This is a genomic window from Phyllobacterium sp. MT110 (genome assembly GCF_058792715.1).
Genome location: NZ_JBXAFE010000001.1, coordinates 813,520 through 826,781, shown reverse-complemented (window position 1 = coordinate 826,781; position 13,262 = coordinate 813,520). Strand labels below are relative to the sequence as shown.

Genomic DNA, 13,262 nt, shown 5'->3' with positions numbered 1-13,262 from the left:
AACGGCTTGCAAGAGGCTTGTCTCTTCAGTAAGTTCGGCATGTTCTATTTATGTTCCGAGCATCATGGCCCCCCTCAACGATCCTGAATTTGGATTCTGCCGCGACTGTCTGACAGCGCAGACCTCGGCCGGGCGCCGCTGCCAGCAATGCGGCAGCCCGCGCCTGCTGCGCCATCCGGAACTCTACAGGCTCTCCATTGCCCATGTGGATTGCGATGCATTCTACGCCTCGGTGGAAAAACGCGACAATCCGGAGCTGCGCAACAAGCCCGTCATCATCGGCGGCGGCAAGCGCGGTGTGGTCTCCACCGCCTGTTATGTCGCGCGCATTCATGGCGTGAAATCCGCCATGCCGATGTTCAAGGCGCTGGAGGCCTGCCCGCATGCGGTGGTCATCAGTCCGAACATGGAAAAATATGTGCGCGTGGGGCGCGAAATCCGCCAGATGATGCGCGATCTGACGCCGCAGGTGGAACCGCTGTCGATCGACGAGGCGTTTCTCGACCTGTCGGGCACGCAGCGCCTGCACCACGATCCGCCGGTGCGGGTCATGGCGCAGTTTTCCAACCGGGTGGAGAAGGAAATGGGCCTGTCGGTTTCCGTCGGCCTGTCCTATTGCAAGTTCCTGGCAAAAATCGCCTCGGATTTTGACAAGCCGCGCGGCTTTTCCGTCATCGGCGAAGCGGAAACCCCGCATTTCCTGCATGACAAGCCGGTGACGATGATCTGGGGCGTCGGCAAGGTGTTTGCCGCCACGCTGGAACGGGACGGCATCCGCACCATCGGCCAATTGCAGACCATGGAGCTTGGCGCGCTGATGGCTGCCTATGGCAGCATGGGCCAGCGCCTCTACCAGCTGTCGCGCGGCATCGACACGCGCCGGGTGGAGCCGGACGGCGAATCCAAGAGCGTTTCGGCGGAAACAACGTTCAACGAGGATATCGGCACGCTGGAAGAGCTGGTTCCGATTCTGCGCTCGCTGTCCGAAAAAGTGTCACGCCGCCTGAAGGCCGCCGACATTGCCGGACGGACGGTGGTTCTCAAGCTCAAGTCGAGCGATTTCAAGCTGAAAACCCGCAACCGGCAATTGGCCGACCCGACCCAGCTTGCCGACCGGATTTTCCGCACGGGACTGGCGCTGCTGGAAAAGGAGATCGACGGTACGCGGTTCCGGCTCATCGGCATCGGCGTGAGTGACCTCAGCGACGATGGCCGCGCCGATCCGCTCGACCTCGTCGATGTGCAGGCGACCAAGCGGGCCGTGGCGGAGACGGCCATCGACAAGCTGCGCGGAAAATTCGGCAACAATGCCGTCGAAACCGGCTATACCTTCGGCAAGATCAGGCAAAGGACACGGCCGGTCCCGGACGAGATTGATTGATTTGATTCAAAGGTTTGTCAGATTTGTTTAAAAGATTGAATCCGGCCCTGCTGCAAGACCATTTGTGCGTGGTCCGACAGGCTCACCATGAGGGGCTGAGTGGGCTGCAAGACTATTCGGAAACATCGAGGTATGAGCAATCCTGCAGGATATAGCTCCCTGCAATCCTCACGCTCCCTCATGGTGAGCCTGTCGAACCACGCACCACACAAGATGCCTTTTGCAGCAAAGCGAAGGAGAGATGGCCAGGCCACCATTGACCGGCGCTATTTCAGCGGCAGAAACAGGTCCGCAACCGCTTCATGCTCCGGCACCTCCGGGAAGAAGCTCAGACGCTGGCAATAGATCGGGAAGTCGCGCGCTTCCTCGCCGCTGGCCGGAAGCCAGTCGCGATACAGATAGAGCGCGGCGGGCTCCAGATTGTCGGTGTTGCCGACGACGCGCAGCACCGCACAGCGACCACCGGGAATCTCGCCGGCCTTGATCTGCTCGCCGTTCGCCTCGATCGGCTGGCCGGTGCCGACACAAAGGTCCATGCTGTAATCGGCGGGCGATGCGGGACGCCGCTCGGAATGCCAAACCGTGAAGGTCGGACTTGTCCTGGGGTGCAGGCCAGCGGCCTTGCGCCATGCGATGAACCGCTGGATGGTGGCACCGATCATCGCGGGGTCACCCCGATGTTCCATGATCGCCACCCGCGTCGGGGCGACATCGCGAATCGTCACGTCACTGGTGGTAAAAGTCTTCTGCATGAGCTTGCTCCTTGCGTTGTCAAAAGGCCCGAAGGCCGCAAGCCACGGCTCCCAGTCGGGAGATTTCCGGAACGACGAAGGCGATTGCCCGAACCGTTGCCGAAAGGCGCGGGCGAAGGCATCGGGTGCGTCGTAACCGGCATCCATCGCTATATCCGTGACGCTTTGGGCGTCTATGTAGGCCAGCCGGTACGAAGCGCGCTTCATACGGGCAAGCTGGACATAGCGATGCACTGATAACCCGAAGGTCGACATGAACTGCCGGTGGAAATGGTATTTCGAGAACGCCGCGACGCCGCTCAGCGCTTCCAGGCCCAGATCATCGTCAAGATGCTGTTCGATGTGATCCAGCACCCGTTGCATCCGGGCATGGTAGTTTTCAAGTGCCGCCTTCATCGCCTGTTCCTCCGTGGCGGCACCAGCTAGCCCCTCGCGGATATACGACGCTCGACCGATCTTGCGGTTTGGGAGGGATCGATCAGTGCAGTCCAACGTGCCTCAGTACGGTGTGACCTAAACCATCTCCACATCGACGACGCCGGGAATGGCCTTCATGGCGCTGGCGACCTGCGGGCCGACGCGGTAGCGGTTGGGCAGTTCGATCTCCACTTCGCTGGCGCCATTCTCCTTGATCAGGATGAGCGAGACGATCTGGCCGTCATTCTGCGGGGCGAGATAGGGCGTGATGGCGCTCAGCGGCTCGCTGGAGCGCATATAGAGGCGCAAGGCCTTCTGCATGCGCGTGGCTTCATCCTCGAGCGACTGCGCCGTCTGGATGCGCAGGCTGATGCCCTCCGGCCGGTCTTCGGCGCCGACCGTCACCACGACGGAGCGTCCCGGCTCCAGGAGATCGCGGTACTGCGCCAGCGCCTCGGAGAAAAGCACGGCCTCGAACTGACCCGATGCATCGGAAAACTGGATGATGCCCATCTTGTTGCCGGTCTTGGTCTTGCGTTCCTGCTTGGCGGTGATGGTTCCGGCAAGCCGTCCGGCATTGGCGCCGCGCTTGACCGCAGCGGAAAATTCGGCCCAGCTCTGCACCCGCATCTTTTCCAGGATCGGCCGGTATTCGTCGAGCGGATGGGCGGAGAGGTAAAAACCCGCCGCTTCGAATTCGCGCCGCAGTTTTTCCGCCGACAGCCATGGCGCCGCATTGGGCAGCTGCAGCCCTTGCGAGCCCCCTGCGGCCATGCCGCCAAAAATATCCGCCTGCCCGCTGACACTGTCTTCCTGCGTGCGCTGCGCATGGCCGATGATGCGGTCGAGACCGGCTATGAGCGCCGGGCGTTCACGCCCGAAGCAGTCGAACGCCCCGGCATTGATCAGGCTTTCGAAGACGCGCCGGTTGACGACGCGCGGATCGATGCGTTCGCAGAAATCCTCAAGGCTGGCATAGGGCGCGTCGCCGCGCTTCTCGACAATATGGTCGACCGCCGCCTCGCCCACGCCCTTGATGGCGGCGAGCGAATAGAAAATACGGTTGTCGCCCACTTCAAACAGGCGGAACGACGTGTTGACCGAAGGGGTGACCACCTCGATGCCCAGCCGCAGTGCCTCGCGGCGGAAATCGTTGAGCTTGTCGGTGTTCGCCATGTCGTAGGTCATCGACGAAGCGAGGAACTCGACGGGATAATGCGCCTTCATATAGGCGGTCTGGAACGACACGATGGCATAGGCGGCGGCGTGCGACTTGTTGAAGCCGTAGTCGGCGAACTTTGCCAAGAGGTCGAAAATGAAGTTGGCCTGCGGCTTGGTCACGCCGCGTTCCACCGCGCCGTCAACGAAACGGACGCGCTGCATGTCCATCTCGGAGCGGATCTTCTTGCCCATGGCGCGGCGCAGCAGATCGGCTTCGCCCAGCGTATAGCCGGACATTTCCTGCGCGATCTGCATCACCTGTTCCTGGTAGATGATGACGCCCTGGGTTTCCTTGACGAGATGGTCGATCTTGGGATGGATCGACGCCATCTCCTCATCGCCATTCTTGCGCGCGTTGTAGGTCGGGATGTTTTCCATCGGACCCGGACGGTACAGCGCCACAAGCGCGATGATGTCCTCGATCCGATCAGGCTTCATGCCGATCAGCGCCTTGCGCATGCCGGTGCTTTCCACCTGGAACACGCCGACCGTCTCGCCGCGCGACAGCATTTCATAGCTGAGCTTGTCATCGAGCGGCAGATTGGACAAATCCACGGTGATGCCGCGCCGCTTGACCAGATTGACCGCAGTCTGCAGCACCGTCAGGGTTTTCAGGCCGAGAAAGTCGAATTTGACCAGCCCGGCCTCTTCCACCATCTTCATGTTGAACTGCGTAACCGGCATGTCCGAGCGCGGATCGCGGTACATTGGCACAAGTTCCGACAGCGGACGGTCGCCGATGACGATACCGGCGGCGTGGGTCGAGGCGTGGCGGTACAGCCCTTCCAGCTTCAGCGCAATGTCCAGAAGGCGCTCGACAACCGGCTCCTTGTCGCGCTCTTCGCGCAGGCGCGGCTCATCCTCGATGGCCTTTGCCAGCGTCACCGGATTGGCCGGGTTGGCCGGAACCATCTTGGTCAGGCGGTCCACCTGCCCATAGGGCATTTCGAGCACGCGGCCGACGTCGCGCAGCACGGCGCGCGCCTGCAGCGTTCCGAAGGTGATGATCTGCGCCACCTGATCGCGGCCATACTTGGCCTGAACATAGCGGATGACCTCGTCGCGCCGCTCCTGACAGAAGTCGATGTCAAAGTCGGGCATCGAGACGCGGTCGGGATTGAGGAAGCGTTCGAACAGCAGGGAGAAGCGCAGCGGATCGACGTCGGTGATCGTCAGTGCATAGGCAACGAGCGAACCCGCACCGGAGCCGCGGCCGGGACCGACAGGAATATCATGGGCTTTCGCCCATTTGATAAAGTCGGAAACGATGAGGAAGTAACCCGGATATTTCATCCGGGTGATGATGGAAATCTCATATTCCAGCCGGTCGGCATATTCCTGCGCCGTATGACCATCGGCCATGCCGAGCGTCGCAATGCGGCTTGCCAGGCCTTCCCGCGCCTGCCGGGCCAGTTCGTCGGCTTCCTCCTGCAGGGCCGCTTCAGGATCGTCGCTTTCGCCGGTAAAGCGCGGCAGAATCGGCGCGCGGTTCTTCGGATAATAGGAACAGCGCAGCGCGATCTCGACGGTATTTTCCAGCGCCTCGGGCAGATCGGCGAACAGCGCCACCATCTCGTCTTCGGTCTTGAGATAATGGTCCGGCGTCAGGCGGCGGCGATCGTCGATGGACAGCAGTGAACCCGCCGCAATGGCCAGCAGCGCATCATGCGCCTCATAGTCGGCGCTCTTGGAGAAGAACACGTCATTGGTGGCAACCAGAGGCAGTTCCAGCTCATAGGCAAGCGCGATATGGGTCGCTTCGAGGGCGCGGTCATAGCCGCGATGACGCTGCAGCTCGACATAGAGCCGGTCGCCGTAGAGCGAGCGCAGATGGATGAGCCGCTGGCGGGCGCGGTCGATGCGGTCGTCCTTGATCGCCTTGGCGATCGGCCCCTCGGGACCGCCGGAAAGAACGATGATACCGTCGGTAAGACCCGGCAGCCAGGACGCGGCAACATGGACGGGATCGCCGGCGGGCGTTTCCAGATAGGCGCGGCTGACAAGCCGGACGAGATTGGCATAGCCCGTTTCCGTCGCCGCCAGCAGCACGAGCGGCGCAAGCCCGAGCGCTTCGCGCCGGTTGGCGCTGCGGCTTTCCTCCGCCTGGTCGTGAAAGGCGATGTCGAGCTGGCAGCCGATGATCGGCTGCAAGCCGGACTTCGAACCCTTCTGGGCAAATTCGAGCGCCCCGAACAGATTGTTGGTGTCGGTGATGGCGATGGCCGGGCTTTTGTTGGACGTGGCGAGATCGATGACCTTGGCGACCTGCAGCGCGCCTTCCAGCAGGGAATAGGCGGAATGCACCCGCAGATGGACGAAACGAAGCGCCTGCTTTTCCGCACTGCCTTCGCCGGGTCTGCCCTGTCCGTCTGCCACTGTATCCATCTCCAGAAAATTCCGGCGAACGCGCTGATTCACCACCCGCGCATTCTCGAACAATGGTCAGGGGGTGTCCACCTATACTTTGACCGCCGGATCGTGCGACTGTGAACAACCTGTGATGTGCCAGCGAAAGGCCCGTGAATGAGCAATGCATATCCCGAAATCTATCTGGTGCGACACGGGCAGACGGAATGGAGCCTGTCCGGCCAGCACACCGGGCGAACCGACATGCCGCTGACGGCAGCTGGCGAAGCGGCAGCCCGCACCCTGGCAGGCCGCCTGCAGGGCCTTGCCTTTTCCGCCGTATGGTCGAGCCCTTCCCAGCGCGCATCGAAAACCTGTGCCCTCGCCGGATTCGGCGACGCCAGCATCATCAAGGACGATCTGGCGGAATGGGATTACGGCACCTATGAGGGCATCACCACCAAGGCGATCCTGGCGGAGCGCCCCGGCTGGCAGCTTTTTCGCGACAGCTGCCCCGGCGGCGAATCCGCAGCCGATGTCGGTGCGCGCGCCGACCGGATCATCCATGCCATCCGCGCGGCGAATGACAGGATTCTCATCTTCTCGAGTTCGCATTTCCTGCGGGTGCTTACGGCCCGCTGGCTTGGCTTGCCGCCCGAAGGCGGCGCGCTTTTCGTTCTGGATACCACCAGCATCAGCGTCCTCGGCTATGAGCACGACCTGACCGAACCGGTTGTCCGCATGTGGAACCAGACATGATGATGGGCGACGCCCGCGGGCCAGGAACCAGGGAAAACCTAGTCATCCCGGCCCCGCCGGTTCTTTCAGATAACGCTGACCCACATGGCGAATGTTGCAATAAACAGACTGACTGTAACGAATGACATGACGTCCTGGAAAAGTTCGCTCATCGGTAAAACCCTTCTTCGTTTGCTCTATGTATATGTTTTGTTCTATTTTTGTTCCAAAGTCAAGCGTGCCAAAGCTGCCATTGGCGCTATGGTTGTCGATTTCTTAACAGAGGGTAAAACGCGGACCGGCGAGCGGGTGCCGCCAAACGCAAACGGGCGCGGATTTTTCCGCGCCCGTTTACTTTCCATGGTGTGAACGGATCAGGAGACCGTAGTGATCTTGCCGTCCTTGAGCGTGACGCGGCGATCCATGCGGCGGGCCAGTTCGTGATTGTGCGTGGCGATCATCGCCGACAGGCCGGACTGGCGCACCAGGGCTTCCAGCGCCTCGAACACATAGGAGGACGTCACCGGATCGAGATTGCCGGTGGGCTCATCGGCAAGCAGCACAAGCGGCGCATTGGCCACCGCGCGGGCGATGGCAACGCGCTGCTGCTCGCCGCCGGACAGTTCCGACGGCCGGTGCGAGGCGCGTGCCCCCACCTTCATGTAATCAAGCAGCTGCTGTGCGCGTTCGGAGGCAACGCGCGGTTTCATGCCGCGGATCATCTGCGGCATCATCACGTTCTCCAGCGCGGAAAATTCCGGCAGGAGATGGTGGAATTGATAGACGAAACCGATGTCGTTGCGGCGGATGGCGGTGCGCTCTTCATCGGACAGCGAACCGCAGGCGCGGCCGTCCAGAATCACATCGCCATTGTCAGGCCGCTCCAGGAGACCCGCCGTGTGCAGAAGCGTTGACTTGCCGGCGCCCGACGGCGCGACAAGCGCGACCATCTCGCCCCTGCCGAGGGAGAAATTGGCATCGTCCAGAATAACCAGCTCCCGGTCGATCTCATTGTACCGGCGGCCGACGCTGGTCAGCTGAAGAATGGGCCCGGCTGACATTATTCGTACCTCAAGGCTTCAACGGGATCGAGCTTGGCCGCGCGCCATGCGGGGAAAAGCGTTGCCAGAAACGACAGGACAAGCGCCATCAGGATAACCGTGAAGGTTTCATTGAAATCCATCTTGGCGGGCAAGGTGCTCAGGAAATAAAGCTCCGGATTGAACAGGGTCGTACCAGACAACCAGGAGAAGAATTGCCGGATGCGCTCGACGTTGAGGCAGACGAGGACACCCAGGGCCACGCCGGCAATCGTACCGGTCACGCCGATCGCCGCGCCCGTCATCAGGAAGATGCGCATGACCGAGTTGCGCGTCGCGCCCATCGTTCGCAGGATGGCGATATCGCGTCCCTTGTCCTTCACCAGCATGATCAGGCCGGAAATGATGTTCAGGGCCGCCACGAGAACGATCAGCGTCAGGATCATGAACATGACGTTGCGCTCCACCTGCAGGGCGGAGAAGAAGGTGACGTTGCGCTGGCGCCAGTCGGTGAGCATCAGCGGACGCTGCGCCGCATCCTCGATGGGCTTTTTCAGCGCGTCGACATTGTCGGGATTGTTGGCAAAGATCTCGATGGACTGGACCTTGCCCTCCTGGTTGAAATAGAGCTGCGCTTCATCCAGCGGCATGAGCGCGATCGAGGCGTCGTATTCGGACATGCCGATCTGGAAAATGGCGACGACGGGATAGGATTTTACCCGCGGCGAAACCCCGAGCGGCGTCACATCGCCGTCCAGCGACATCAATGTCAGCTTGTCGCCGATGCCGAGCCCCAGATTTTCCGCCATGCGCGTGCCGATGGCCACGCCACCCGCCTTGTCGAAATTGGCGAAGGTGCCCTGCTTGACGTTCTTGGCGACGAGCTGGAGCTTGTTGATATCCTCTTCGCGCAGACCCCGCACGAGCGTGCCGGTGCCCTGCCCGACATTGCCCTGGCCGAGCACCTGGCCTTCCACGACGGGAATGGCGAAGGAAACACCGGGAACCGCATCGATCCGCTTGATCACATTGTCATAGTCATCCAGCGGCCGGTCCATGGGCTGCATGATGACATGGCCGTTGATGCCGAGAATGCGCGTCAGCAATTCGCTGCGAAAACCGTTCATGACGGCCATGACGATAATGAGCGTCGCCACGCCGAGCATGATGCCGGTAAAGGAGAAACCGGCGATCACCGAAATAAACGTTTCCTTGCGCCGGGCGCGCAGATAGCGCCATGCGATCATCCGTTCATAGGCAGAGAACGGCTTGGGACCCTGTTGTACAGCAGTGACGGCCGATTCTGTCATAGAGTTCCAGCCTGAAAGTCAGCGGGGCCTGCAAGCTTGTTGATTGCAGCTTCAATGCTCAGGGTTTCCCGTTCACCCGTCGCGCGATCCTTGATCTCGACTTCGCCCGCGGCAACACCGCGCGGCCCGATGATCACCTGCGTCGGCAGGCCGATCAGGTCCATCTTGGCGAATTTCGCACCGGGACGATCATCCGTATCGTCCAGCAGCGGCTCGAGACCGGCATTCGTCAAGGCCTCGTAGACCTTGGCGGATGCCGCGTCGCACGCCTCGTCGCCCGGCTTCATGTTGACGATGCCCGCGCCGAACGGCGCAACGGCCTTCGGCCAGATGATGCCGTTCTCGTCATGGGATGCCTCGATGATCGCGGCGATGACACGCGAGGGGCCGATGCCGTAGGAGCCCATGGAAACCATGTGTTCCTTGCCATCGGGACCGGTGACCTTGGCGCCCATCGGTTCGGAATATTTGGTGCCGAAATGGAAGATGTGGCCGACCTCGATGCCGCGTGCGGCAAGCTGTTCGGATGCACCGACCTTGTCCCAGGCGGCTTCGTCGTGCATTTCATCCGTCGCCGCATAGGGCGTCGTCCATTTCGTCACGATATCGGCGACCTGCGCATTGTCATCGAAATTGGTATCGGCACCGGGAACCGGCAGGTCGAGATAGGCACGGTCGCAATAGACCTGGCTCTCGCCGGTTTCGGCCAGGATGATGAATTCGTGGCTGAGGTCGCCGCCGATGGGGCCGGTATCGGCACGCATGGGGATGACCTTGATGCCGAGGCGCGAGAAGGTGCGGAGATAAGCCACGAACATGCGGTTGTAGGCGGCCTTGGCGCCTTCGAAATCGATATCGAAGCTGTAGGCATCCTTCATCAGGAATTCACGCGAGCGCATGACGCCGAAACGCGGGCGGCGCTCGTCGCGGAACTTCCACTGGATGTGATAAAGATTGAGCGGCAAGTCCTTGTACGACTTCACATAAGCCCGGAAAATCTCGGTGATCATTTCCTCGTTGGTCGGGCCAAACAGCATCTCGCGGTCACCGCGATCCTTGATGCGCAGCATCTCGTCGCCATAGGCATCATAACGGCCGCTTTCGCGCCACAGATCGGCGGACTGGATCGTCGGCATCAGCAGCTCGATGGCGCCGGACCGATTCTGTTCCTCGCGGATGATGTTGGACACCTTGTTGAGGATGCGCAGGCCTGCCGGCAGCCAGGCATAGATGCCGGCCGACTCCTGACGGATCAGGCCGGCACGCAGCATCAGCCGGTGCGAGACGATTTCCGCCTCTTTGGGATTTTCTTTCAGGATAGGCAGGAAATAACGGGAAAGCCGCATTGAGATCACCAAATTGAAACACAGCCTGAATGCTTGAAGAATCAGGCAAAACCAAGTGCAAAGTTAGCGTATTACCCAAAAATCGTTGCCGATTTCCGGAAAGACTCATACGCCGCCAAATGTGTTGCCGCGTCCCGCCCAAAACCCGGATTAATCCGCGACGCAGCAATGTTTCTTAGCGGCTTAACAGCGGGTTGGGAACCCGCCAACGCCAAATGAGACATCTCAGATTTGTGACAGTTTTGTTACGCTGCCAGATTTGTAAGCAAAAAATGACTGTACCGAATATTTTTCGTGACATTTCGAAGGCAGTCCGCTATTTTTTTAATCATAATGAGAAAGTAAGAATAATTCTGCTTTCCAGCGCGGTCAAAGTCTTGGGAGGATGTGACCTTTGGCGCGGTAATACGCAGCCACCATGCAAATGGAATAGGGTCAGACGCGATCTAACAATGCAAGGCGAAAGCCTTGCATTTTTTTTGTCTTGTTGCGGCAATACAAGCACTTATCAAATAAACTTAAAGGTGGTTGCGCAGACTGCCGCGCCTCGATCACGTTGCTTCAGTTCTATTTTGCAACTACTTGGGCGACAGGCAGACGCGCTTCACCCCGACCAGCCTTCACACCTGATGGGATATTTCCCTTCACCCCCACCATCCGGAAGATCCGCAACGGCACGATGATGCCGGTGTCGATTCGCGCGATGTCGTCTCATCCCCGCAGCGCGATCTTAGACCAATGTCGCAATGTTCAGCTCATCTTCGCCTGTTAAATCGGCGTCGCAGGATCGGTGTGCCAGGCGCGGGGATTGGCACATCAGCGACGTTACAATGTTCGGGGACGAACCATGGGAATTTACACACGCGGCGCGGCTGAGCCCGGCAAGCGCAGCATATGCATAAGCACGATTACACGTAATCGTCCGCTCATGCTGCAGAACTTGTTGCAGTCCTATGCCACCATGGGCGTGCCCCATGGTGTCAACCTCCATTTTCTCATCGTCGAGAACAATGAGAAGGCAACGCTGCACGATGTCATCGCGCATTTCCGGGCGCTCGTGCCGCAATGGACGGTCCAGTACGAGGTGGAACCGCGTCTCGGCATTGCCCGCGCCCGCAACCATGCGCTGGCATGCGCCCTGGCCGGCAATCACGATCTCATGACATTTGCCGATGATGATGAACGGGTGGAACCCGACTGGCTGATTGAACTGCTGGCGGAACTGGATGCCTCGACGCTCGATATCGTCGGCTCCCCCGTGCGCGCCGCGCCGATTTCCGCCGACGCGCCGTTTTCCGCGCAACTGGTCTGGGCCGGTCTCAACCGCAGGGGCATGGACAGCGAACGCAAGGCCCGGCGGCGGTGCCAGCGCAACGAAGCGCACAGGATTCTGCTGGCAACCGGCAGCTGGATGGGCAGGCTGAGTTTCTTTGACCGGACGGGCCTGCGTTTCGACGACACGCTTGATCTGGCCGGCGGGGAAGACTGGCGCCTGTACAGGGAAGCCAAAAAACTCGGCGCCAGGACCGGCTGGACGCCGCATGCCATTGCCTACGAAACCGTGCCGATGGACCGGCTGACCCTCGGCTACCATTTCCGCCGTGACCGGGACAGCAGTTCGGTTGAAACCTGCCGGAAGCTCGACCAGCAACGCGCGCTGACCTTGCTGCGCATCCCCGGCTCGCTGGCGATCCGGGTGTTCAAACTGTGCAGCTACGCGGCTGCGGCGCCGTTCACGCGCGGCGAAGCGCTGGTGCGGCTGGCGGCATGCATGGGCAGTATTTTCGGCATCTGTCAGGGCTGCCTTGGCAAGAGATCGTCGCACTATCGGCGGACAAGCGGTTTTTGACGATTGCACGCTTGTCATGCGTGGTTCGACAAGCTCACCATGAGGGAGGTGGTTTGGCTGCAATGCCAAGCACGGAGATTGCAGAATTATGCTCCCTGCAATCCTCACTCTCCCTCATGGTGAGCTTGTCGAACCACGCACAATGCACCACGGTTCGGATGCCGGCTCAGACCACAGTCCTAATGCAGTTGCGGGAAGAAAACCGGAATGCTCTCGACGCCGAAACCAAGCTTCTGGTTGACGATGTAGAAGAGGATAAAAACCACGGCTGAAATCGCTGTGGTGATCAGGAACACCCGTCCCATCCGGTGCTTGTGCGGCGCACTGGCGGTCGTGCCCAGCGTGACATCATCCTCATCGGCCTGGGTGCGCAGGCCAAACGGCAGCACGGTGAACAGCGTCAGCCACCAGAAGATGAAATAGATCGCCATTCCAGTTGCGATGGGCATGTCAGACTTGCTCCAGTTCGATCAGCGTCCCGTTAAAATCCTTCGGGTGAAGGAACAGCACCGGTTTGCCGTGGGCGCCGATTTTCGGTTCGCCATCGCCCAGGATACGGGCGCCCTGCTGTTTTAGCTGATTTCGTGCCGCCAGAATATCGGCCACTTCGTAGCAGACGTGATGCATGCCGCCGGACGGGTTCTTTGCCAGGAACGCCGCGATGGGCGAATCCGCATTCAAGGGTTCGAGAAGCTCGATCTTGGTGTTGCCGACATCGATGAAAACGACGGTCACGCCATGCTCCGGCAGAACCTGCGGCTCGGTGAGTGTCGCACCGAGCGTATCGCGATAGACCGCAGACGCTGCCGCAAGATCCGGTACAGCGATGGCGACATGATTCAGACGACCAAGCATCCTTGAC

11 protein-coding genes are annotated in these 13,262 nt (G+C 60.4%); 4 read left to right on the top strand and 7 right to left on the bottom strand.

The window, feature by feature from the left end:
• Positions 1–64: 64 nt before the first annotated feature.
• On the top strand, positions 65–1,381 hold the full coding sequence (locus AC1Q5O_RS04355; protein ID WP_492561953.1) for a DNA polymerase IV: 1,317 nt from the start codon (positions 65–67) through the stop codon (positions 1,379–1,381).
• A gap of 266 nt (positions 1,382–1,647) precedes the next feature.
• On the opposite strand, the gene AC1Q5O_RS04350 is transcribed toward AC1Q5O_RS04355, so the two are convergent.
• Entirely contained in the window at positions 1,648–2,529 is an 882-nt protein-coding gene (locus AC1Q5O_RS04350; protein WP_492561952.1) for an AraC family transcriptional regulator, read from the bottom strand.
• A 117-nt stretch (positions 2,530–2,646) separates the two neighbouring features.
• Positions 2,647–6,156 carry a DNA polymerase III subunit alpha gene (gene dnaE / locus AC1Q5O_RS04345; protein WP_492561951.1) on the bottom strand — a complete coding sequence of 1,170 codons (3,510 nt, stop codon included), beginning with the start codon at positions 6,154–6,156 and terminating at the stop codon, positions 2,647–2,649.
• Between the two features lie 138 nt (positions 6,157–6,294).
• Here dnaE and AC1Q5O_RS04340 point away from each other — a divergent pair, with 138 nt between their 5' ends.
• Together AC1Q5O_RS04340 and AC1Q5O_RS04335 are read left to right on the top strand one after the other, a co-directional pair.
• The gene (locus AC1Q5O_RS04340; protein ID WP_492561950.1) at positions 6,295–6,876 is read left to right on the top strand and encodes a histidine phosphatase family protein; all 582 of its coding nucleotides are present in this window, start codon (positions 6,295–6,297) and stop codon (positions 6,874–6,876) included.
• A gap of 84 nt (positions 6,877–6,960) precedes the next feature.
• Positions 6,961–7,224: a hypothetical protein gene (locus tag AC1Q5O_RS04335; RefSeq protein ID WP_492561949.1), complete on the top strand. Its 264-nt coding sequence runs from the start codon at positions 6,961–6,963 to the stop codon at positions 7,222–7,224.
• A 5-nt stretch (positions 7,225–7,229) separates the two neighbouring features.
• Here the strand turns inward: AC1Q5O_RS04335 and AC1Q5O_RS04330 are convergent, their stop codons facing one another.
• The 3 genes from AC1Q5O_RS04330 to proS are packed head-to-tail and all read right to left on the bottom strand — an operon-like array spanning position 7,230 to position 10,551.
• On the bottom strand, positions 7,230–7,916 hold the full coding sequence (locus AC1Q5O_RS04330; RefSeq protein ID WP_105735461.1) for an ABC transporter ATP-binding protein: 687 nt from the start codon (positions 7,914–7,916) through the stop codon (positions 7,230–7,232).
• Positions 7,916–9,205 (bottom strand): lipoprotein-releasing ABC transporter permease subunit, encoded by a 1,290-nt coding sequence (locus tag AC1Q5O_RS04325; protein ID WP_223615177.1) that lies wholly within the window; start codon positions 9,203–9,205, stop codon positions 7,916–7,918. The genes AC1Q5O_RS04330 and AC1Q5O_RS04325 overlap by 1 nt, the downstream gene beginning before the upstream one ends.
• Complete coding sequence (gene proS / locus AC1Q5O_RS04320) at positions 9,202–10,551, bottom strand: proline--tRNA ligase (protein WP_403173263.1); 1,350 nt, start codon at positions 10,549–10,551, stop codon at positions 9,202–9,204. The genes AC1Q5O_RS04325 and proS overlap by 4 nt, the downstream gene beginning before the upstream one ends.
• A gap of 847 nt (positions 10,552–11,398) precedes the next feature.
• Between proS and AC1Q5O_RS04315 the strand changes: the two genes are divergently transcribed.
• The gene (locus AC1Q5O_RS04315; RefSeq protein ID WP_492561948.1) at positions 11,399–12,400 is read left to right on the top strand and encodes a glycosyltransferase family 2 protein; all 1,002 of its coding nucleotides are present in this window, start codon (positions 11,399–11,401) and stop codon (positions 12,398–12,400) included.
• 179 nt (positions 12,401–12,579) lie between these two features.
• Here AC1Q5O_RS04315 and AC1Q5O_RS04310 read toward each other — a convergent pair whose 3' ends face one another.
• Both AC1Q5O_RS04310 and mce read right to left on the bottom strand, forming a co-directional pair.
• The gene (locus tag AC1Q5O_RS04310; protein ID WP_223615180.1) at positions 12,580–12,849 is read right to left on the bottom strand and encodes a DUF1467 family protein; all 270 of its coding nucleotides are present in this window, start codon (positions 12,847–12,849) and stop codon (positions 12,580–12,582) included.
• A gap of 1 nt (position 12,850) precedes the next feature.
• Entirely contained in the window at positions 12,851–13,255 is a 405-nt protein-coding gene (mce, locus tag AC1Q5O_RS04305) for a methylmalonyl-CoA epimerase (RefSeq protein WP_223615181.1), read from the bottom strand.
• Positions 13,256–13,262 lie beyond the last annotated feature (7 nt).